At 57.1% G+C, this 19,994-nt stretch carries 20 protein-coding genes; 9 read left to right on the forward strand and 11 right to left on the reverse strand.

Going from position 1 to position 19,994, the window contains the following annotated elements; translation table 11 throughout:
- The first annotated feature begins 8 nt into the window (after positions 1–8).
- Genes lysA through RHM56_RS23480 form a run of 5 tightly spaced genes read left to right on the forward strand, consistent with a single transcriptional unit; the run spans position 9 to position 4,406 of the window.
- Positions 9–1,256 (forward strand): diaminopimelate decarboxylase, encoded by a 1,248-nt coding sequence (gene lysA, locus RHM56_RS23460; RefSeq protein ID WP_322236520.1) that lies wholly within the window; start codon positions 9–11, stop codon positions 1,254–1,256.
- A 4-nt stretch (positions 1,257–1,260) separates the two neighbouring features.
- Positions 1,261–2,091 (forward strand): diaminopimelate epimerase, encoded by an 831-nt coding sequence (dapF, locus tag RHM56_RS23465; RefSeq protein ID WP_322236522.1) that lies wholly within the window; start codon positions 1,261–1,263, stop codon positions 2,089–2,091.
- Between the two features lie 13 nt (positions 2,092–2,104).
- Positions 2,105–2,821 carry a DUF484 family protein gene (locus tag RHM56_RS23470; protein WP_322236524.1) on the forward strand — a complete coding sequence of 239 codons (717 nt, stop codon included), beginning with the start codon at positions 2,105–2,107 and terminating at the stop codon, positions 2,819–2,821.
- A 2-nt stretch (positions 2,822–2,823) separates the two neighbouring features.
- Entirely contained in the window at positions 2,824–3,720 is an 897-nt protein-coding gene (xerC, locus tag RHM56_RS23475) for a tyrosine recombinase XerC (protein WP_322236526.1), read from the forward strand.
- Entirely contained in the window at positions 3,717–4,406 is a 690-nt protein-coding gene (locus RHM56_RS23480; RefSeq protein ID WP_322236528.1) for an HAD-IA family hydrolase, read from the forward strand. Before xerC ends, RHM56_RS23480 begins: the two co-directional genes overlap by 4 nt.
- A 231-nt stretch (positions 4,407–4,637) precedes the next feature.
- Here RHM56_RS23480 and sutA read toward each other — a convergent pair whose 3' ends face one another.
- The 3 genes from sutA to glnK form a co-directional block, all read right to left on the reverse strand.
- Complete coding sequence (gene sutA / locus RHM56_RS23485; RefSeq protein WP_322236530.1) at positions 4,638–4,964, reverse strand: transcriptional regulator SutA; 327 nt, start codon at positions 4,962–4,964, stop codon at positions 4,638–4,640.
- 486 nt (positions 4,965–5,450) lie between these two features.
- Entirely contained in the window at positions 5,451–6,788 is a 1,338-nt protein-coding gene (locus RHM56_RS23490) for an ammonium transporter (protein WP_322236532.1), read from the reverse strand.
- Between the two features lie 35 nt (positions 6,789–6,823).
- Positions 6,824–7,162, reverse strand: coding sequence for a P-II family nitrogen regulator (gene glnK, locus RHM56_RS23495; protein WP_002555808.1), 339 nt, complete (start codon positions 7,160–7,162; stop codon positions 6,824–6,826).
- Between the two features lie 416 nt (positions 7,163–7,578).
- On the opposite strand from glnK, the gene RHM56_RS23500 reads away from it, so the two are divergent.
- On the forward strand, positions 7,579–7,839 hold the full coding sequence (locus tag RHM56_RS23500; RefSeq protein ID WP_322236534.1) for an accessory factor UbiK family protein: 261 nt from the start codon (positions 7,579–7,581) through the stop codon (positions 7,837–7,839).
- 71 nt (positions 7,840–7,910) lie between these two features.
- On the opposite strand, the gene RHM56_RS23505 is transcribed toward RHM56_RS23500, so the two are convergent.
- The 5 genes from RHM56_RS23505 to RHM56_RS23525 form a co-directional block, all read right to left on the reverse strand.
- Positions 7,911–8,639, reverse strand: coding sequence for an amino acid ABC transporter ATP-binding protein (locus RHM56_RS23505; RefSeq protein WP_322236536.1), 729 nt, complete (start codon positions 8,637–8,639; stop codon positions 7,911–7,913).
- Positions 8,636–9,322, reverse strand: coding sequence for an ABC transporter permease subunit (locus RHM56_RS23510; RefSeq protein WP_322236538.1), 687 nt, complete (start codon positions 9,320–9,322; stop codon positions 8,636–8,638). Before RHM56_RS23510 ends, RHM56_RS23505 begins: the two co-directional genes overlap by 4 nt.
- A gap of 2 nt (positions 9,323–9,324) precedes the next feature.
- Positions 9,325–10,053, reverse strand: coding sequence for an amino acid ABC transporter permease (locus tag RHM56_RS23515; protein WP_322236540.1), 729 nt, complete (start codon positions 10,051–10,053; stop codon positions 9,325–9,327).
- 114 nt (positions 10,054–10,167) lie between these two features.
- The gene (locus tag RHM56_RS23520) at positions 10,168–11,064 is read right to left on the reverse strand and encodes a transporter substrate-binding domain-containing protein (protein ID WP_322236542.1); all 897 of its coding nucleotides are present in this window, start codon (positions 11,062–11,064) and stop codon (positions 10,168–10,170) included.
- Between the two features lie 54 nt (positions 11,065–11,118).
- Entirely contained in the window at positions 11,119–12,321 is a 1,203-nt protein-coding gene (locus RHM56_RS23525) for a pyridoxal phosphate-dependent aminotransferase (protein WP_322236544.1), read from the reverse strand.
- 384 nt (positions 12,322–12,705) lie between these two features.
- On the opposite strand from RHM56_RS23525, the gene kdgD reads away from it, so the two are divergent.
- A complete protein-coding gene (kdgD, locus tag RHM56_RS23530) occupies positions 12,706–13,617 on the forward strand; it encodes a 5-dehydro-4-deoxyglucarate dehydratase (RefSeq protein ID WP_322236546.1) in 912 nt (303 codons plus the stop codon).
- 183 nt (positions 13,618–13,800) lie between these two features.
- Entirely contained in the window at positions 13,801–15,294 is a 1,494-nt protein-coding gene (locus RHM56_RS23535; RefSeq protein ID WP_322236548.1) for a YifB family Mg chelatase-like AAA ATPase, read from the forward strand.
- 838 nt (positions 15,295–16,132) lie between these two features.
- Here RHM56_RS23535 and RHM56_RS23540 read toward each other — a convergent pair.
- The 3 genes from RHM56_RS23540 to RHM56_RS23550 all read right to left on the reverse strand — a co-directional run bounded on the left by RHM56_RS23540 (position 16,133) and on the right by RHM56_RS23550 (position 18,340).
- Positions 16,133–16,834 (reverse strand): DUF4225 domain-containing protein, encoded by a 702-nt coding sequence (locus tag RHM56_RS23540; protein WP_322236550.1) that lies wholly within the window; start codon positions 16,832–16,834, stop codon positions 16,133–16,135.
- The gene (locus RHM56_RS23545) at positions 16,816–17,313 is read right to left on the reverse strand and encodes an Hcp family type VI secretion system effector (RefSeq protein WP_322236552.1); all 498 of its coding nucleotides are present in this window, start codon (positions 17,311–17,313) and stop codon (positions 16,816–16,818) included. Before RHM56_RS23545 ends, RHM56_RS23540 begins: the two co-directional genes overlap by 19 nt.
- A 106-nt stretch (positions 17,314–17,419) precedes the next feature.
- Positions 17,420–18,340 carry a LysR substrate-binding domain-containing protein gene (locus tag RHM56_RS23550; RefSeq protein WP_322236554.1) on the reverse strand — a complete coding sequence of 307 codons (921 nt, stop codon included), beginning with the start codon at positions 18,338–18,340 and terminating at the stop codon, positions 17,420–17,422.
- Positions 18,341–18,490: 150 nt separating this feature from the next.
- On the opposite strand from RHM56_RS23550, the gene RHM56_RS23555 reads away from it, so the two are divergent.
- Positions 18,491–19,891 carry a NorM family multidrug efflux MATE transporter gene (locus RHM56_RS23555; protein ID WP_322236556.1) on the forward strand — a complete coding sequence of 467 codons (1,401 nt, stop codon included), beginning with the start codon at positions 18,491–18,493 and terminating at the stop codon, positions 19,889–19,891.
- Positions 19,892–19,994: the final 103 nt, after the last annotated feature.

Below are 19,994 nucleotides of genomic sequence, written 5' to 3' on the forward strand. Positions count from 1 at the left end.
GGAACACCATGGACGCTTTTAATTACCGGGACGGCGAACTGTTCGCCGAAGGTGTTGCGCTGACGGCCATCGCCGAGCGCTTTGGCACGCCGACGTACGTGTATTCCCGGGCGCACATCGAGGCGCAATACAACGCTTACGCCGACGCCCTGAACGGCACGCCGCATCTGGTGTGTTTCGCGGTAAAGGCTAACTCCAACCTGGGTGTACTCAATGTCCTGGCGCGTTTGGGCGCTGGTTTTGACATTGTGTCGCGTGGCGAACTGGAGCGTGTGCTGGCCGCTGGCGGCTCGGCAGACAAGATCGTTTTTTCGGGCGTCGGCAAGACTCGCGACGATATGCGTCGTGCGCTGGAAGTGGGCGTTCACTGCTTCAACGTCGAGTCCACCGAAGAGCTTGAGCGTCTGCAAGTCGTTGCCGCTGAGATGGGCGTTCGTGCGCCGATCTCGCTGCGGGTCAACCCGGACGTGGATGCGGGCACTCACCCGTACATCTCCACCGGCCTTAAAGAAAACAAATTCGGTATCGCCATCGCTGACGCCGAGGATGTGTACATCCGCGCTGCGCAGTTGCCGAACCTTGATGTGGTCGGCGTCGATTGCCACATCGGCTCGCAACTGACCACCCTCGAACCGTTTATCGATGCGCTCGACCGCCTGCTGGCGCTGGTCGACCGTCTGGGCGATTGCGGCATTTACCTGCGTCACATCGACCTCGGTGGTGGCTTGGGCGTGCGTTATCGCGATGAAGAGCCGCCATTGGCCGCTGATTACATCAAGGCGGTGCGTGCGCGCATCGAGGGCCGTGATCTGGCGCTGGTGTTTGAGCCGGGCCGTTTTATCGTGGCCAACGCGGGCGTGCTGCTGACCCAGATCGAGTACCTCAAGCACACCGAACACAAAGACTTCGCCATCGTCGATGCGGCCATGAACGACCTGATTCGTCCGGCGTTGTACCAAGCCTGGATGGACGTGACCGCGGTGCGCCCGCGTGACACCGAAGCCCGTGCGTACGACATCGTGGGCCCGATCTGCGAGACCGGCGACTTCCTGGCCAAAGACCGCCAGTTGGCGCTGGCTGAAGGTGATTTGCTGGCCGTGCATTCGGCCGGTGCCTACGGCTTTGTGATGAGTTCGAACTACAACACCCGTGGCCGCGCCGCCGAAATTCTGGTGGATGGCGACCAGGCGTTTGAAGTGCGTCGCCGCGAGACCGTTGCGCAGTTGTTTGCTGGCGAAAGCCTGCTGCCGGAGTGAGCCCATGTTGCTGCGTTTTACTAAAATGCACGGCCTGGGCAACGACTTCATGGTTCTCGACCTGGTCAGCCAGCATGCGCATATTTTGCCCAAGCACGCCAAGCAATGGGGTGATCGGCACACGGGCGTCGGCTTTGATCAATTATTGATCGTTGAAGCCCCGAGCAGCCCGGAGGTGGATTTTCGTTACCGGATTTTCAACTCCGACGGTTCCGAAGTGGAGCAGTGCGGCAACGGTGCGCGCTGCTTTGCGCGCTTTGTGCTCGACAAGCGTTTGACCACCAAGCGCCAGATCAAGGTCGAAACCAAAAGCGGCATCATTGAACTAAACGTGCGCAGCGACGGGCAAATCAGCGTTGATATGGGGCCGCCGCGCCTGATCCCGCAAGAGATACCGTTTGTGGCCGACGCGCAGGCCTTGAGCTATACGCTTGCGGTCGACGGCCAAGAGGTTGAGCTGGCGGCGGTGTCGATGGGCAACCCGCATGCGGTGCTGCGCGTCGATGACATCAATGCTGCGCCAGTGCATGAACTGGGGCCAAAAATTGAGCATCACCCGCGCTTTCCAGCGCGGGTCAATGTGGGTTTTCTGCACGTGATTGATCGTCAACGCGGGCAACTGCGGGTGTGGGAGCGTGGTGCCGGGGAAACCCAGGCCTGCGGTACCGGCGCTTGTGCTGCTGCGGTGGCGGCGATCAGCCAAGGCTGGATGGATTCACCGTTGATCCTCGATTTGCCCGGTGGCCGTTTGTCCATCGAATGGGCAGGCCCAGGTCATTCTGTGATCATGACCGGCCCGGCGATGCGTGTTTACGAAGGACAAGTCCGTTTATGAGCGAGCGCATCTGATGACCGACCAGCCACAGCCTTCCGATCTTGAACAGCCTGCTGATTCTTTGGAGGCCGCGACTGTTGCGGCGTATCTGGAGGCTCATCCGGACTTCTTCAGTCAGCGCGACGATTTGCTGTTGGCGTTGCGTATTCCGCACCAGCGAGGCGATACCATTTCGCTGGTCGAGCGCCAGTTAGAGCTGTTGCGTGGTCGCAACATCGAGATGCGTCATCGCTTGTCACAACTGATGGACGTGGCCCGCGACAACGACCGACTGTTCGAAAAAACCCGCCGTCTCAACCTTGCCCTGATGGACGCCACCAGTCTTGAAGAAATGGTGATCGCGGTCGAAGACAGCTTGCGCCAGGACTTCCAGGTGCCTTTTGTCAGCCTGGTGCTGTTTGGCGATAACCCGATGCCGGTCGGACGTTGGGTCAGCAGCGCCGACGCGCAGCGTGCCTTGGGCGGGTTGCTGGCCGAAGGCAAAGCGGTCAGCGGCAGCCTGCGTGAACATGAGCTGGACTTCCTGTTCGGCGAAGAACAACGCAAACAGATTGGTTCGACCGCCGTCGTGGCGCTCAATCATCTGGGCCTGCACGGCGTGTTGGCGGTGGCCAGCCGCGACCCTCAGCATTACAAAAGCTCGGTCGGGACGCTGTTTCTGGGGTATATCGCCGAAGTCCTGGGCCGAGTCCTGCCGCGTTTCACTAACGCCCTGCGCTCGGTGCGCTAGCCGTGGAACGACAACTGGACGCTTACTGCACTCACCTGCGCAGCGAGCGTCAAGTGTCACCCCACACGCTGCAAGCCTATCGCCGCGACCTGAACAAGGTGCTGGCGTTCTGTGCCAAAGAAACTATCCCCAACTGGTCAGCGCTGGATATTCAGCGCTTGCGCCAACTGGTGTCGCGTCTGCATCAGCAAGGCCAGTCTTCACGCAGCATTGCGCGGCTGCTGTCGGCGGTGCGCGGGCTCTATCACTACCTCAATCGCGAAGGTGTGTGCGATCACGATCCGGCCAACGGCCTGGCACCGCCCAAGGGCGAGCGTCGTCTGCCGAAAACCCTCGACACCGATCGTGCCCTGCAACTGCTCGAAGGCGCGGTCGAAGACGATTTTCTGGCCCTGCGCGACCAGGCCATTCTGGAGCTGTTCTATTCGTCAGGGTTGCGATTGTCGGAGCTGACCGGGCTTAATCTGGACCAGTTGGACCTGGCCGACGGCTTGGTTGAAGTGCTCGGTAAAGGCAGCAAAACCCGCGTGCTGCCCGTCGGCAAAAAGGCCCGTGAGGCGTTGCTGGCGTGGCTGCCTTTGCGCGGCTTGGCCAACCCGCAAGACGACGCGGTGTTCGTCAGCCAGCGCGGCAGCCGTCTCGGGCCGCGGGCTATTCAGTTACGGGTCAAGGCGGCGGGTGAGCGCGAGCTGGGGCAAAACCTGCACCCGCACATGCTGCGCCATTCATTTGCCAGCCATTTGCTGGAGTCGTCTCAGGATTTACGTGCGGTGCAAGAGTTGCTGGGGCATGCGGACATTAAAACCACGCAAATCTATACCCATCTGGATTTCCAGCACCTGGCATCGGTTTACGACAGCGCCCACCCACGGGCCAAACGCAGTAAGGGCAGTGAATGACCATTAAGCTGATTACCTTCGACCTCGACGACACCCTGTGGGACACCGCGCCGGTGATTGCCAGTGCCGAAACCGTGCTGCAGACCTGGCTGGCCACGCATGCACCAAAATTGGGCGCGTTGGACCTTGCGGGGTATCAGGCGTTGCGCGAGCGGGTTCTGAACGGTGAGCCACAGCTCAAGCACCGGATCAGCGCCTTACGTCGGCGGGTGTTGTTTCACGCGTTAAATGACGCGGGTTATGCGAACGCTGCCCAGATGTCGGACGACGCCTTTGAAGTCTTTATCGAGGCCCGTCATGCGCTGCAAGTATTCCCGCGGGTAGAGTCGACGTTGGCGCAACTGGCCCATTACTACGACTTGGGCGTGATCACTAATGGCAACGCGGACGTGCGACGGGTCGGGTTGGGGCATCACTTCAAATTTATGTTGTGCGCTGAAGACATTGGCATCGCCAAGCCGGATGCGCGGCTGTTCCATGAAGCCCTGTTACGCGGTGGCGTGGCGGCGGAGTCGACGGTGCACGTGGGCGACCACCCAAGTGATGACATCGCCGGAGCCCAGCAAGCGGGCTTGCGCGCGATCTGGTTCAACCCGGGCGGCAAACGCTGGGACGGTGGCAAAGCCCCGGACGCCGAAATCGGCTGCTTGAGCGAACTGCCAATGGTGTTGAAACACCTGGGCTGAAACTTACCCTGTAGGCGCTGCCGAAGCATAAGGCTGCGGCCCGCATCGCAGCCTTGTACCTCGGCAGCGGCTACAAGGGCCCAAACCCCAGAGCCTTGCGAAACCCTGTAGTCGCTGACGAAGCATGAGGAGGCGATGGGTTGTAAAGCGACTCCGAGAGGGTGTCGCAGCGACGACAGCCACAAAAAAACCCGCAGCGACGGCGGGTTTTTTCAAGCGATGGAGCAGCCCTTAGATAGGACGGCTGCCGTACTTGTTGTCAGGCTTTTTGGGTGGGTCTGCCACCACGTTCGCCTCGACTTCCTGCACTTTGCCGCCCCGCGAAAGAAACTCTTCCATGGCGCGGGCCAGAGCATCACGCTCTTTGTTTTTGGCTTCAACACTTGGCAGGTCATCTACCGAAACCGCTGCCTTGGATTTGCCTTTGGCCGCAGGGACCGGTGCATCTTCGCCACCGTCATCGTCTGCAACGTCTTCGGCTGATGCTTCCAAGCCTTCTTCGGTCTCGTCTTCGTCACCTACTTCGAGGTCATCATTTTCCAGATCATCGTCGCTCATGTTCTACCCCATGACTTGCGTAAAGCAGATTAGTTATAGACCAGCTGCGCCAACTGTCGACTGCCGCTGGTGAAAAAGTAGCCTTGGGTAAACCGAGGCTCAAGTCTCTTCATCGTTTAAGGTGACGAGAACTTACCGAGCACCGCGGTATCACGCTGCTCGTCCAGATAAACACGTTGCCAGCAGCCCAGTGCCAGTGGTTTTGGCCGCCCGGCCTGCGGGCCTTGAAAGCGTCGGGAGGTTATCCTCGCCTTCGTCCTGCCAGGGTGCTGTTTTTCGCCCCTCGGCGCGCATTCTAGCGCGCTGAATAAAAAAGCAAAGCGGCTAATAGTCGAGTTTTGATGTAAGTATTCACCTTACAAACAAGCGTAGAACTGATCTAAGCCTAAAGTGGTAGGAAAAATCATTTCAGTGCCGCGAATAACGCCAGATTGCAGATAAAAAAATACCCGGCAAGCCGGGTATTTTTTTCGAGCGCTTACACGCTTACAAGTTGTAACCACGTTCGTTGTGTTGTGCCAGGTCGAGGCCAACGGCCTCTTCTTCTTCGGTGACACGCAGGCCCATCACGGCATCCAGCACTTTGAGAATGACGAAGGTCACAATCGCGGTGTAGACCACGGTGAAGGCGACGCCTTTGAACTGAATCCAGACTTGCATCGGGATGTCAGTCACGGTGCCGAAGCCACCCAGAGCAGGAGCTGCGAACACACCGGTCAGGATGGCGCCGACGATACCGCCGATGCCGTGCACGCCGAATGCGTCCAGTGAGTCGTCATAGCCCAGTTTGCGCTTGAGGCTGGTGGCGCAGAAGAAGCAGATCACACCTGCTGCCAGGCCGATCACGATCGAGCCCATTGGGCCAACAGTGCCTGCCGCTGGGGTAATCGCTACCAGACCGGCTACCACGCCCGAGGCGATGCCCAGTGCGCTTGGCTTGCCGTGGGTGACCCACTCGGCAAACATCCAGCCCAGTGCAGCAGCGGCGGTTGCGATTTGAGTGACCAGCATCGCCATACCGGCGGTGCCATTGGCAGCAGCAGCGGAGCCTGCGTTAAAGCCGAACCAGCCGATCCACAGCATGGCAGCACCGACCAGGGTGTAACCGAGGTTGTGCGGTGCCATTGGGGTGGTCGGGTAGCCTTTACGCTTGCCGAGTACGATGCACGCTACAAGGCCTGCAACACCGGCGTTGATGTGCACCACGGTGCCGCCCGCGAAGTCGAGCACGCCCCAATCACCCAGCAATGAACCCGGGCCGCCCCAGACCATGTGCGCGATAGGTGCATACACCAGGGTGAACCACACGCCCATGAAGATCAGCATGGCCGAGAACTTCATGCGTTCAGCGAACGCACCGACGATCAGGGCTGGAGTGATGATGGCGAAGGTCATCTGGAAGGTGACGAAGATCGCTTCGGGGAACAGCGCCGCAGGGCCGGTAATGCTTTCAGGTGTGATGCCGGCCAGGAACGCTTTGCCAAAGCCGCCGATGAACGAGTTGAAGTTAACAACACCCGCTTCCATGCCCGTTGCGTCGAACGCGATGCTGTAGCCGTAAGCGACCCACAGAATGCTGATCAGGCCGGTAATGGCGAAGCATTGCATCATCACGGAAAGAAGGTTTTTGGAGCGGACCATGCCGCCGTAAAACAGCGCCAGGCCGGGAATGGTCATAAACAGCACCAAAGCCGTGGCAGTCAGCATCCAGGCGGTGTCGCCGGAGTTCAGAACTGGAGCGGCCACTTCGTCTGCCGCCATGGCCAGGCCAGGCATTACGACGGACAACAGGGCTCCGAGCCCTGCGATTTTGCGCAGAGTCATAGTGTTTTCTCCTGGGGCGTTGGGGGTTTGGCGGCTTAGATTGCGTCGGTATCGGTTTCGCCGGTACGGATGCGAATAGCCTGTTCCAGATTGACCACAAAAATCTTGCCATCACCAATTTTGCCGGTGTTGGCAGCCTTGGTTATCGCCTCGATAACCCGGTCAAGATCTTTGTCGTCAATGGCGACATCAATCTTCACCTTTGGCAGAAAATCGACCACATACTCCGCGCCGCGATACAGCTCGGTGTGACCTTTCTGCCGGCCGAAGCCTTTAACCTCAGTAACGGTAATGCCCTGCACGCCGATTTCAGACAGCGACTCGCGTACGTCGTCTAATTTGAACGGCTTGATAATGGCGGTGACTAGCTTCATGAAACTTCTCCCGAATTGGTGGACTTGCCCCAGGAAAACAAACCCGGCTCAAGTCTAAGCGCAGTGTCTGGCTTTGTAACGCTTCGTTGGCCTTCTTCAGGCAACGCAACGTGTATCAATCGCTTGTGACGAAAACACTCCCTGAACCATCTGCCGCACTACCATCGTCACAGCAACTGCATCAGTACGTGAGTCATGAGCAACTAAGCAGAAACCTTGCCATGTCTGGAAAATCCAATAATTTCAAGTGGATATCATTGGTTAGTGGCGTTATGCCTGATTTGCCAGAGGATTTGTGCACACAAACGGTGCGTTGGCAGCAGGGGGTGCGCCCGAAAAATGTGCGAAGCCGGGTAAAGAATCGCTCCTGACACTGCGTGATACACTCGCCGCCATCTGTTTTAAGGACCTTAACCATGCTCGCGCCCAAAGATTTTCTCGACGCCCTGAGTGGCCACGCCTCACGTTTGTTCAGTGGCGAAACTGCGCTGCCGCGCAACGAAATCGAAAGCCAGTTCAAAGCCTTGCTGCAAAGTGGCTTTAGCAAACTGGACTTGGTAAGCCGCGAAGAATTCGACAGCCAGATGGTGGTCCTGGCCCGCACCCGCGCGCGCCTCGAAAGCCTTGAAGCCAAAGTGGCGGAGCTGGAAGCCAAGTGGTTGCCGCCGAGCGAATAATGCGCGGATGCGGTGCACCTGCGCATGACCACTGTGGGAGCGAGCTTGCGCCCACAGTGGTCCGGCGGCACTCAGTGCTGCAAGATCTTGGACAGAAAGCTGCGAGCGCGATCTGAGCGCGGAGCGCTGAAGAACTCTTCGGACTTCACATCTTCAATAATCTCGCCGCCGTCCATGAACACGATGCGATCTGCCACTTTGCGGGCGAAACCCATTTCGTGGGTGACACACATCATGGTCATGCCCTCTCCCGCCAGCTCAACCATGACGTCCAGGACTTCGTTGACCATCTCCGGGTCCAGCGCCGAGGTCGGCTCATCGAACAGCATCGCAATGGGGTCCATCGCCAGCGCTCGCGCAATGGCAACTCGCTGCTGCTGACCGCCCGACAACTGAATCGGGTACTTGTGGGCGTGGCTCTTGAGCCCCACGCGTTCGAGCAGCGCCATGCCTTTTTTGGTCGCTGCGTGGCGATCACGGCCCAGCACTTTGATTTGCGCAAGGTTGAGGTTGTCGATAATGGTCAGGTGCGGGAACAGCTCGAAATGCTGGAACACCATGCCCACCCGGGCCCGCAACTTCGGCAAGTCGACACCTTTGCCGGTGACAGGCTGGTTCTCGATGAAAATATCGCCCTTTTGTACCGGCTCCAGGCCGTTGACGCATTTGATCAACGTGCTTTTGCCTGAGCCGGAGGGGCCGCACACCACCATGACTTCACCGCGGGCAAGCTCAGTGGTGCAGTTCTTCAGGACCTGGAAGTTGCCGTACCATTTGCTCAGGTTGTTCATCTGGATCATGCGGTTTTCCCTACGTTTGTTTTCAGGCGTTTGCTCAGACTGGACAGCAGGTAACAGATCACCAGATAGACCAATGCAACGAACAGATACAGTTCGACCAGACGTCCATCACGCTGCGCGAATTTGCTCGCGGCACCCGTGAAGTCGGCGATGGACAGCACATACACCAGCGAGGTGTCTTGAAACAGGATGATGGTCTGGGTCAGCAACAGCGGCGCCATGCGTCTGAGGGCTTGCGGCAGGATCACGTAGGCCATCGCTTGTGTCGGGCGCAGGCCGAGGGCCGCGGCGGCCTGTTTCTGGCCTGGGCTGATGCTTTGGATACCCCCGCGAATAATCTCGCTGTAGTAGGCCGCCTCGAACATGCAGAACGTCACGAAGGCGGTGACGATCGGCCCGATCTGCACCGGTCTTTCCGTGCCGAAGGCCATTTGCAGCAACAAGGGCATCAGAAAGTAGAACCAGAAAATCACCAGTACCAGCGGGATGCTGCGCATGACGGTGACGTAGCCCAAGGCAAAACCACGCAGGACGCGGTTGTGCGATAGACGCATGATCGCCAGCAGGGTGCCCGTGACGATACCCACCGACATGGCGACGAAGGTCAGCAGCAACGTAAATTTAAGGCCGCTCCACAGCGCGGGCATGGCCCGGACAATGACGCTTGGATCTAAATCAAACATGACTACCTCGTCGCGCCGCGAATGGTCAGGGAACGTTCTATATGGCCCATGACGAAGGTCACCAGCAGCGAAATGACCACGTAAATCACGGTCGCGGCGGTGAATGCTTCGAAGGTGTTGAACGAGTATTCGCTGATGTTTCGCGCTTGCGCGGTCAACTCCATCAAGCCGATCGTCAGCGCCACTGATGAGTTCTTCAGGGTGTTCAATGCCTCAGATGTCAGCGGCGGGAACACCACGCGGATCGCTTGTGGCAACAGGACTTGCAGGTACATCTGAGCAGGTCGCAGACCCAGCGCCAGTGCTGCGCCACGCTGCCCTTGGGCGACCGACTCAATGCCTGCCTTGAACAGCTCCGACAGCTTGGCCGAGGTGAACAGGGTGAGGGCGACTACAGCGCTGAAAAACGATGGGTAGGGCAAATCTTGCTTGAGGTAATCACCCGCCCAAACGGGCAGTAACTCCGGGAGCACGAAGAAGCAGATGAACATCTGCACCAGCAAGGGAATGTTGCGAAACACTTCGGTGTAGAGGTTGCACAGCCACACCACCGGGCGCAGCGTCGTGGTGCGCAGGGTGCCGACCAGGCCGCCGATCAGAAACGCCAGGATGAACGCGACCAGGGTGGTGGCCAACGTCCAGCTGGTGCCGGTAATCAGCCATTGCAGGTATGACGAAGACTCTCCGGGAGCAGACTCCCAAAAAATATTCCAATTCCAGTTGTAATCCATGAAGCACCAACCTTTGAAAGGAAATATAGGTCGGAGCACACCCATGTCCCGGCCAATCACACCTCTCCCTGTCTGTTGACTGGCTGGAATCAGGACGCGTCTGACGCGGTGGAATCAGACGCCGGTGTCGTTCGGATGGGCGATGGCTTCTTTCAAGGCGTCACTCATCGGCAGATTGATTACGCTATTTTTCGGTGGGATGGGTTGCTGGAACCATTTCGGATAGAGGGTATCGATCTCGCCCGAGCTGTAGAGAGTGCGCAAGGCGTCGTCAGCGAACGTTTTAAACTGCGGGTCGTTCTTGCGAATGCCGATGGCATACGGTTCGGCAGACATGGGCTCGGACAGCAAGGTGTAGGCATCCGGGGAGCGGCTTTGAGCGATGGTGGCCATCAACTGCACGTCATCGTTGATGTAAGCAACGGCGCGGCCGGTCTCCAACATCAGGAAGGCTTCACCACCATCTTTGGCATTAAGGATCTTCAGGCCCAGGGCTTTTTCCCGGTCGAGGTTTTTGGTGATCCACTCGCCGCTGCCGCCGGTAATCACCACCACGGACTTGCCTTTAAGGTCGGCAACGCTGGCGATTCCAGCATTTTTCTTGACCGCGTATTTGGCGCTGGCGACATAGCTGGTGAGCAGAAAGCCGATTTGTTTCTGGCGCTCAACGGTGTTGGTTGTCACGCCGCATTCCAGGTCAATGGTGCCGTTGATCAGAAGTGGCGTACGGGTGGCTGCAACCACGGACACGTATTCGGTCTTGAGGTTGGGCTCACCGACTTTGACCTTGATTTGATCAACAATTTTTTTGCACAGCTCGACGCTGTAACCGATCGGTTGCTGGTCATCGTTCAGATAGGAAAAGGGCAATGAGGCGTCACGATAGCCCAGGGTGACGGTGCCTGATTCCTTGATTTTTTTCAGTGTTCCGGTGAGGTCTTCAGCCTGAACAGCGGTGCACAAACAAGCACCGACAATAAGGGCAAGCAGCTTTTTCTTGTGATCGAACATGGGGATCTCCGACTATTTGTTATGGCAGCTTTGGCACAGCAAAGGACGAAGGCTTTAGCGCAAGGCGCCAAGGGCTTCGTTGAGACGAACAACAGCTTTTTTTATTTGATCGCGAGAAGTCGCAAACGACAGTCGGAAGTAGCCCGGCAAGCCGAATGCCAAGCCCGGTACCACTGCGACACCCGCGTGATCGAGCAGATACGCGGACAGCTCAACATCGTCACGGATGACCTGCCCTTGAGGGGTGACGCGGCCCAGCAATTGGCTGCATTCAGGGAATGCGTAGAACGCACCTGCCGGTGCATCAATGCGCAAACCTGCACATTGGCTCAGGCCGTCCACCAGCAAGCGGCCTCGCTCGGCGTATTCTTTGGCGCTGCGTGTAACGAAGTCTTGCGGGCCATCCAGGGCTGCGCGAGACGCTTCCTGAGAGATGGCACTCGCACCTGAAGTGCTTTGCGATTGAATCTTGCTGACGGCAGCGATCAGCGCTTTCGGGCCCGCGGCGTAACCGATCCGCCAACCCGTCATGGCATACGCTTTGGCCACGCCATTGATCAGCAGCGTGCGCTCGCGCAATTGCGGGCAGGCGTTACCGAATGAGACGAAGGGCTGGTCAGCCAGCAACACGTGTTCGTAGATTTCGTCGGACATCACCAGCACGTTGGGGTAATCCTCCAACGCGTTCCCCAAGGCTTGCAGCTCGGCTTCGGAGTAAATTGCGCCGCTCGGGTTAGACGGTGTATTGAGGATCAGCCAGCGGGTTTTGTCGTTCAGTTGAGCCTGCAGTGCTTCGACACTCAGCTTGAAACCGGCCTCAATGCCGCAGGGCACGACCCGTGGGGTGCCGCCGTTAAGCGTGACGATATCGGAATAAGACACCCAGTACGGCGCGGGGATGATCACCTCATCACCGGCTTCCAGCGTGGCCATGAACGTATTGAAGATCACTTGCTTGGCGCCGTTTCCGACAGTGATTTCATCGACGCTATACGTCAGGCCGTTTTCGCGCTGAAATTTACGGGTAATCGCCTGACGCAGTGCCAAGGTGCCTTGCGGCGCGGTGTAGCGGGTATGGCCATCGCGCATGGCCTGACAGGCCGCGTCGATGATATGCGTGGGAGTATCGAAGTCTGGTTCGCCCAGGCTCATGTCGACAATGTCGCGGCCCTGGCTGGCTAACTCTTTGGCACGCATGGAAATAATCATGCTGGGGGACGAGGAGATTTGTTTGACCCGATGACTCTCGAAACTCATGAAATACCCGCCTTTTATGGAGGACCGCTGGAATTTACGGGGTGCCTCGCAGTTGTTGTACGACATGGTATGACACATATATCGGTTTTCGCAATCCGGAAAAAGCCCCGAAATAAGGAAAAAAATAACATTGCTGATTGATGGGTTCGAGCAGGAGAAATGAGTTGCAGTGTGTCTGTTTTCTGTGCCTTGAAACCTGAAGAAAACCTCAGGTGGGGATACGTTTCAAAGCACCGGACACTATGTGCCTGGCAGTGGCGTTTCTAAAAAAGAGAGTGCATTCATGTTCTTGAGCGTTCCAATTTGATGTTGTACGATGACGTATGACGTCAGCAAGGGCTGACGCTTTTCCTGCAACACATTACATTCCAGGGTGTTCGAATAATGAATCCACAAGAACTGAAGTCCATCCTCTCGTCCGGCCTACTGTCTTTTCCGCTCACCGATTTCACGGCTCAAGGTGACTTCCACCGCGAGGGTTACATCAAGCGTCTGGAATGGCTGGCCCCATATGGTGCTTCTGCCTTGTTCGCGGCAGGCGGCACCGGTGAGTTCTTCTCCCTGGCGGCCAGCGAGTATTCGCAGGTGATCAAAACCGCTGTCGATACCTGCGCCACCAGCGTGCCGATTCTGGCCGGGGTCGGCGGCTCGACGCGTCAAGCCATCGAGTACGCTCAAGAAGCCGAACGTCTGGGCGCCAAAGGCCTGCTGCTGTTGCCGCACTACCTGACAGAAGCCAGCCAGGAAGGCGTTGCTGCCCACGTAGAAGCCGTGTGCAAGTCGGTCAAAATCGGTGTCGTTGTTTACAACCGCAACGTGTGCCGCCTGACCGCGCCGCTGCTGGAGCAACTGGCCGAGCGTTGCCCGAACCTGATCGGTTACAAAGATGGCCTGGGTGACATCGAACTGATGGTCTCGATTCGTCGCCGCCTTGGCGACCGTTTCAGCTACCTGGGCGGTTTGCCGACGGCCGAGGTCTACGCTGCGGCTTACAAAGCGCTGGGCGTGCCTGTTTACTCCTCGGCGGTGTTCAACTTCATCCCGAAAACCGCGATGGACTTCTACCACGCCATTGCCCGCGAAGATCACGCCACGGTCGGCAAGATCATCGACGACTTCTTCCTGCCATACCTGGACATCCGCAACCGAAAAGCCGGTTACGCGGTGAGCATCGTCAAGGCCGGGGCCACCATCTCTGGCTACAGCGCAGGCCCGGTCCGCACCCCGCTGACTGATTTGTTGCCAGAAGAATACGACGCACTGGCGGCCTTGATTCACAAACAAGGCCCGCAATAAAAGGCACGCGCGGCTTGTAGGAGCGAGCTTGCCTCGCGATCTTTTGATCGTTTAAAAGATCGCGAGGCAAGCTCGCTCCTACAAGGTTTTAACTGCCACATTCACATCCGGTATCCATTCCAGCTCAACCCTGGGTCTTCGATTCGCGCAGGATGCGTGTTTTGCGAACTCAAGGAATGAGTCATGTCACTGGCCATCGTTTACAGCCGCGCTCAAGTGGGCGTAGAGGCCCCAGCCGTCACGGTCGAGACGCATCTTGCCAATGGGTTGCCGGCGTTCACCCTGGTCGGGTTGCCTGAAACAGCGGTCAAGGAAAGCAAAGACCGGGTACGCAGCGCGATTCTCAATTCCAGCCTGGATTTTCCCGCTCGCCGTATCACCCTCAATCTGGCGCCCGCCGACCTGCCCAAGGACGGCGGGCGTTTTGATTTGGCCATTGCGCTGGGCATTCTGGCCGCCAGCGGGCAACTACCGGCCAAGGCGCTGGAGCAGGTGGAGTGTCTGGGGGAGTTGGCGTTGTCGGGCGCCATTCGCTCGGTTCAGGGCGTGTTGCCTGCCGCGTTGGCAGCGCGGGCGGCGGGTCGAGCCTTAGTCGTGCCGCTGGCGAATGCCGAAGAGGCGTCACTGGCCTCGGGTTTGACAGTGATTGCGGCCGAGCACTTGCTGCAGGTGGTGGCGCACTTTGCGGGGCGCGCGGTGATTGAGCCCTATGCTGCCAGTGGTTTATTGCACGTGAGCAAACCGTATCCCGACTTGAGTGATGTTCAGGGGCAACTCTCGGCCAAGCGGGCGTTATTGATCGCCGCCGCTGGCAGCCACAATCTGCTGTTCACCGGGCCGCCTGGCACCGGAAAAACCTTGCTGGCCAGCCGCTTGCCCGGCTTGCTGCCGCCACTCAACGAGCAAGAAGCGCTGGAAGTGGCGGCCATCCAGTCCGTCGCCAGTCATGTGCCGTTAAGTTGCTGGCCGCAGCGCCCGTTTCGCCAGCCGCACCATTCCGCTTCCGGCCCGGCATTGGTGGGCGGCGGCTCAAAACCGCAGCCAGGCGAAATCACCTTGGCGCATCACGGGGTATTGTTTCTCGATGAGCTGCCCGAGTTCGATCGCAAAGTGCTGGAAGTGCTCAGAGAACCCATGGAATCGGGATTTATCGTGATCGCCCGTGCACGGGACCGCATGCGTTTTCCGGCGCGCTTCCAGTTGGTCGCCGCCATGAACCCCTGCCCTTGCGGCTACTTGGGCGAACCCACAGGACGCTGCCGTTGCACCCCGGAACAGATCCAGCGTTACCGCAACAAACTCTCCGGCCCCTTGCTCGACCGCATCGACTTGCACCTGACGGTGGCCCGAGAAACCACCTCGCTCAACCCGCCTCTCGCGTCGGGTGACACCACCGCCAACGCGGCTGCGCTCGTCGCGGACGCGCGGGAGCGGCAGTTGCAACGTCAGGGGTGTGCCAATGCCTTTCTCGACCTACCGGGGGTGAGGGCCCAATGCAGACTGAGCGATGTGGATAACACCTGGCTGGAGACAGCGTGCGAGCGGATGACCTTGTCGCTAAGAGCCGCGCATCGCTTATTGAAAGTGGCGCGGACATTGGCTGACCTGGAGCAGGTGGAATGCATTGAGCGTAAGCATCTGGCCGAGGCGTTGCAGTATCGGCCGGTGGGTGGGTGATTGGGGTTATTTGTAGGAAAGTTCTTGTAAGTTATACGGTGTATTCTTTAAAGAATGAGGTATATATCCCGATAACCGAAATAGCTGGCTTTTTAGTAGATGAGCCTGAAGCAGGGGGGTATATTAAAAATTTTGTCGTTGGCAAAAGAAAATAGTAGTTTAATTTGTGGTTGTGGTGACTTGTGCTGATTGCATTCTTCTCGTTGATACTTATTTTGCTTTTCATTCCTGCCAATGGACACGCTGCTACAGTGGTTCGTGTAGCGCTTTTTTGTGTTGTTTTTTTAATGATCTATAAATCACACGGTCCAGAAGATCGAGGCATAAAGCAATTGATTCATTCTCGCGGAGTGAAGCGGTTTATAGTTATGCGTTATTGGATAATTAAATTATTCTGGTGGCTATATAAGGCTCTTGCATATATTGCGATATTGATATTTATTTCTCAGGAGCTGTTTCCTGGCAAATAATATGGATGGAGAGTGATGGGAGTAAGTGCGCATATTTGGTTTTAATTCTGCGGTAAGGGTGACCTTTGCGGCATTTTCAATTGCATTAGGTACTTCGACGTTAATTGTGGTTGTGAGTGGAGATATTTGAAATGAGCTCAGAAAATATTAGGCATTATTTTATGGTGTCATTGTTGGTTTTTGGTAGTGCCATTTTTTATACTTTGCTTGTTGTCTGGGCGCTAAAAAAAATAATACCGCTGGAGGGGGTGATATTAAAGGTTGTCTATGTTGTTGTGTACGTGGGTATCGTCATTTTTGGGTTGTGGTTTTATATTCCAAGGCTACGAGGGATTGTGTGAGGTAGCCGCTATAATTCCTCTGTATAGCTATTTGCTTTTCTCTTCGTTAATCATTGAATTTATAGTTATGGCGTCAACACTACCTTCAAGAAGTAGAGATAATCGTCCAGCTTGCTTGTAAGCATTTTCGTAATTAATTGGATCCTGCCTAAAAAGCTGAGCTGAGCCAGGTGTTCGGACTAGCCTGAATACACCGTAAGCGGATAAAGCCAAGTCCGTGGTGCCGTATGCAATATTACCTTCGTACACTCCACCTGCAATCTCTTGGTAAAGCCATCTGGTTGGGCCAACGACACTTGGCTTGTTAGGACCGTTATAAATATTTCCGATCCCCTCATATATGTTGTTAACGCCATGTGAAATCATGAGTCCTCCAACAGGTACTGCTGTTCCACCGGACGCACCTGTAATCACCGTGCCCAATTCAACCTGCACCACCCCACCCGCAACAGTAATGCCATTAGTCAAATAAAACGACGCTTTATCCCGCAACGCCTCATGCTCATCCCAAAGCGCTTCAACCCCCTCTGCCGCACTTATTACCCCGTCTCCAATATCTTGATAAACCTCTTCTGCAAATGCCCTGATTTCACCCAAAAAACCCAGTCGCGCAGCACCATCATTGATATGCATGGCGCTGACTTTGCACCCAAGCGCCATCAGTTTTTCGGCGGTTTGGTCGACGTCTTTTAGAGTGCAGAGTTGCTCTTTCATTTTTGAGTCTGCCATGTCATTCCGGCACTGGTGCGGGCTGCGATATGTTCCAGAATGATGTCGCCGTAGCGAATGGACACTATTTCGACGGGTTGTGAGTCTCCGCGAGAAGTCGCGGGCGGCACGCTGAGGGTGATGTGTGCAATGCGGGCTTCGCGTAATTCAATTTTGTAGTACTTCTCTTCACCGGCAGTCGCTGAGGCTCGGTACAGGTGAATGACGCATTTCACGTACTCACCGTCATCCAGTGCCTTGGCAAGCAGGGGTGATGATTTATCAATGTATTTTGTAATCACAACAGGGGAATGCCTGGCGTTGCTGCCGAACGCGCTGGTGGCGTTGCCCGAGAGCAGGCTGTGGTCGACAGACAGCACCATGATTTCGTCAATGTGTGTTGCCTGGCACTTATTACCCATGGATTCAGGTGTAGAGCAACCGGCCGACATGAGCCCGCTATTTACACCTGTGATACTCATGTAACTGTTATTAGCCATGGACTGCTTTACCTGTTGAGATAAAAGAAAGCAGTCTATGGCGGGTAGTTTTGAGCATGTGTAGGGCGATTCTGAATATTGCGCAGAAACTGATAATTACGCCGATTTACTCCAGTCGCTCGACCGCTGGCAACTCCATCGCGGCCACTTCATTTTGTAAGAAATCACTCAAGCGGCGCAGGCGCTCACCACCAGGCCGGGTTTTTGGCCAGACCAAGTAGTAGTTTTCGCCGCTGGACACGGCCGCCGGAAACGGCAGGCTCAAGCGATTTTGAGCCACGTCTTCGGCCACCATCAGCAAGTCCCCCATGGAGATGCCGTAACCTCGAGCCGCTGCGATCATGCCCAGCTCCAGGGTGTCGAACACTTGCCCGCCCTTCAGTGAAATCTGGCCACTGAGGCCCATGCAATCGAGCCAGCGCCGCCAGTCTCGACGGTCGGGCGTTGGGTGCAGCAGTTCAGTCCCCGCCAGACGTTTTGCATCCCACGGTTGATCGTCCAGCAGGTTGGGCGCCCCCACCGGTATCAGCATTTCCGGAAACAGCAGCGTGACCTCCCAGTCGGGTGGAAAGTGGCCGCTGCTCAGCAATACCGCGCAATCAAAAGGCTCCAGATTGAAGTCCACATGGTCGATGTCCATCCAGGCGCTGGTCAGTTGCACTTCGTTACCTGCTTGCAGGTGGCGAAAACGGCTAAGACGGGCCAATAACCAACGCATAGTCAGGGTCGAGGGCGCTTTCATGCGCAGGATGTCATCTTCGGCGCGCAACGTGGTGCAGGCGCGTTCAAGTGCGCTAAACCCCTCGCGTACACCGGGTAACAGCAGACGGGCGGCTTCTGTCAGTTGCAAGGTGCGGCCGTTGCGCTGAAATAAGCGGCAGGCGAAATGCGCTTCTAAGGTTTTGATATGTCGGCTGATGGCGCTCTGAGTGATCGACAGTTCTTCTCCCGCGCGGGTAAATGAGTGGTGACGTGCTGCGGCCTCGAAGGCGCGCAAGGCGTAAAGAGGGGGAAGACTACGACTCATGAGGAAAAATCCGATTGTGCGACGGGAAAGTCCATTAAAAGCGGTATTTAGCATGAGTATTAGTCATGTCAGCAATCGTTTTTATCCTTTTGCTTAATCCTCTCAACGCGCCGAGAATCAGTCTTTCAACGCACTCAAGAAATCAAACCGATGACAAAGCAGCATCCAGTACGTATCGAGCTCTGGGCCATTCTGCGGCTGGCAGGGCCGCTGATCGCCTCGCAGTTGGCGCACATGCTGATGGTGCTGACCGACACACTGATGATGGCTCGCCTGAGTCCAGAGGCGTTGGCCGGTGGCAGTTTGGGGGCTGCGAGCTACTCGTTCGTGTCTATTTTTTGCATCGGCGTGATCGCGGCTGTCGGCACACTCGTGTCGATTCGTCAGGGCTCTGGCGACATAGAAGGGGCCACCCGTCTGACACAGGCCGGGCTGTGGCTGGCGTGGGCGTTGGCCCTGGTGGGCGCGCTGGTGCTGTGGAACATCAAACCGCTGTTGCTGCTATTTGGCCAGACACCGACCAACGTAGAGGCCGCCGGGCAGTTTTTGCTGCTGCTGCCACTCGCCCTGCCCGGCTATATGACGTTTATGGCCTTGCGCGGTTTTACCAGCGCCATGGGCCGGGCAACCCCGGTGATGGTAATAAGCCTGATTGGCACCGTGGCTAACTTCCTACTCAATTACGCGTTGATCACCGGCATGTTTGGCCTGCCAAAACTGGGTCTGATGGGCATTGGTCTGGTGACGGCGATTGTCGCAACCTGCATGGCGCTTGGCTTGGCCTGGCATATCCATAAGCACCCGGCTTACGACGCGTATCCGATTCGCCAAGGCCTTTCGCGGATTAACCTGACCTATTTACGCGAACTGTGGCGCCTTGGTTTGCCGATTGGCGGCACTTACGCAGTAGAAGTCGGGCTGTTTGCATTCGCGGCATTGTGCATGGGCACCATGGGCAGCACGCAGTTGGCTGCGCACCAGATCGCGTTACAGATCGTGTCTGTGGCGTTCATGGTTCCGGCAGGCATGTCGTACGCCATCACCATGCGCATCGGTCAGCATTATGGCGCTGGCGACTTGCTACGGGCACGCCTGGCGGGCCGGGTGGGTATTGGTTTCGGTGCCGCGGCCATGCTCGGGTTTTCAGTGGTGTTCTGGTTCTGGCCGAACCAGTTGATTGGCCTGTTTCTGGATTACAACGACCCTGCGTTCCGCCCCGTGTTTGAGTTGGCGGTCAGCCTGTTGGCCGTGGCGGCGTGGTTCGAGTTGTTTGATGGCACGCAAACCATCGCCATGGGTGCGATCCGTGGGCTCAAAGATGCCAAGACCACCTTTCTGGTCGGGCTGTTCTGCTACTGGGTGATCGGCGCGCCGACTGCCTGGCTCATGGCATTCACGTTCGGCTGGGGCCCGACAGGCGTGTGGTGGGGCTTGGCCTTGGGCCTGGCGTGCTCGTCGGTCAGCCTCACCTTGGCGTTTGAATGGAAGGTGCGGCGCATGCTCAAGCGTGAGCGCAAGGCGGCGAAGGTGGCGCAATTAGTTTCTGGGTAGTGGAGTTTTGTAGCAGTTGCCGAGCCCCGCGAGGCTACGTCCGGCGGCGTAGCCGTCGTAAATGGACTATCGCGGTTCTTCAGTTGGGTAGGGTTCTCAGGAT

Source organism: Pseudomonas sp. CCC3.1 (genome assembly GCF_034347405.1).
In the GTDB taxonomy this organism is placed as follows: Bacteria; Pseudomonadota; Gammaproteobacteria; order Pseudomonadales; family Pseudomonadaceae; genus Aquipseudomonas.

Excerpts from the sequence above, each read along its gene's own strand:
- kdgD (WP_322236546.1), top strand. The coding sequence starts at position 12,706 with ATGAATCCACAAGAACTGAAGTCCATCCTCTCGTCCGGCCTACTGTCT.
- RHM56_RS23520 (WP_322236542.1), bottom strand. The coding sequence starts at position 11,064 with ATGTTCGATCACAAGAAAAAGCTGCTTGCCCTTATTGTCGGTGCTTGT.
- RHM56_RS23550 (WP_322236554.1), bottom strand. The coding sequence starts at position 18,340 with ATGAGTCGTAGTCTTCCCCCTCTTTACGCCTTGCGCGCCTTCGAGGCC.
- dapF (WP_322236522.1), top strand. The coding sequence starts at position 1,261 with ATGTTGCTGCGTTTTACTAAAATGCACGGCCTGGGCAACGACTTCATG.
- RHM56_RS23480 (WP_322236528.1), top strand. The coding sequence starts at position 3,717 with ATGACCATTAAGCTGATTACCTTCGACCTCGACGACACCCTGTGGGAC.
- RHM56_RS23525 (WP_322236544.1), bottom strand. The coding sequence starts at position 12,321 with ATGAGTTTCGAGAGTCATCGGGTCAAACAAATCTCCTCGTCCCCCAGC.
- RHM56_RS23470 (WP_322236524.1), top strand. The coding sequence starts at position 2,105 with ATGACCGACCAGCCACAGCCTTCCGATCTTGAACAGCCTGCTGATTCT.
- sutA (WP_322236530.1), bottom strand. The coding sequence starts at position 4,964 with ATGAGCGACGATGATCTGGAAAATGATGACCTCGAAGTAGGTGACGAA.
- RHM56_RS23540 (WP_322236550.1), bottom strand. The coding sequence starts at position 16,834 with ATGGCAGACTCAAAAATGAAAGAGCAACTCTGCACTCTAAAAGACGTC.
- lysA (WP_322236520.1), top strand. The coding sequence starts at position 9 with ATGGACGCTTTTAATTACCGGGACGGCGAACTGTTCGCCGAAGGTGTT.
- RHM56_RS23510 (WP_322236538.1), bottom strand. The coding sequence starts at position 9,322 with ATGTTTGATTTAGATCCAAGCGTCATTGTCCGGGCCATGCCCGCGCTG.
- RHM56_RS23555 (WP_322236556.1), top strand. The coding sequence starts at position 18,491 with ATGACAAAGCAGCATCCAGTACGTATCGAGCTCTGGGCCATTCTGCGG.
- RHM56_RS23505 (WP_322236536.1), bottom strand. The coding sequence starts at position 8,639 with ATGATCCAGATGAACAACCTGAGCAAATGGTACGGCAACTTCCAGGTC.
- glnK (WP_002555808.1), bottom strand. The coding sequence starts at position 7,162 with ATGAAGCTAGTCACCGCCATTATCAAGCCGTTCAAATTAGACGACGTA.
- RHM56_RS23535 (WP_322236548.1), top strand. The coding sequence starts at position 13,801 with ATGTCACTGGCCATCGTTTACAGCCGCGCTCAAGTGGGCGTAGAGGCC.
- RHM56_RS23545 (WP_322236552.1), bottom strand. The coding sequence starts at position 17,313 with ATGGCTAATAACAGTTACATGAGTATCACAGGTGTAAATAGCGGGCTC.
- RHM56_RS23515 (WP_322236540.1), bottom strand. The coding sequence starts at position 10,053 with ATGGATTACAACTGGAATTGGAATATTTTTTGGGAGTCTGCTCCCGGA.
- RHM56_RS23490 (WP_322236532.1), bottom strand. The coding sequence starts at position 6,788 with ATGACTCTGCGCAAAATCGCAGGGCTCGGAGCCCTGTTGTCCGTCGTA.
- RHM56_RS23500 (WP_322236534.1), top strand. The coding sequence starts at position 7,579 with ATGCTCGCGCCCAAAGATTTTCTCGACGCCCTGAGTGGCCACGCCTCA.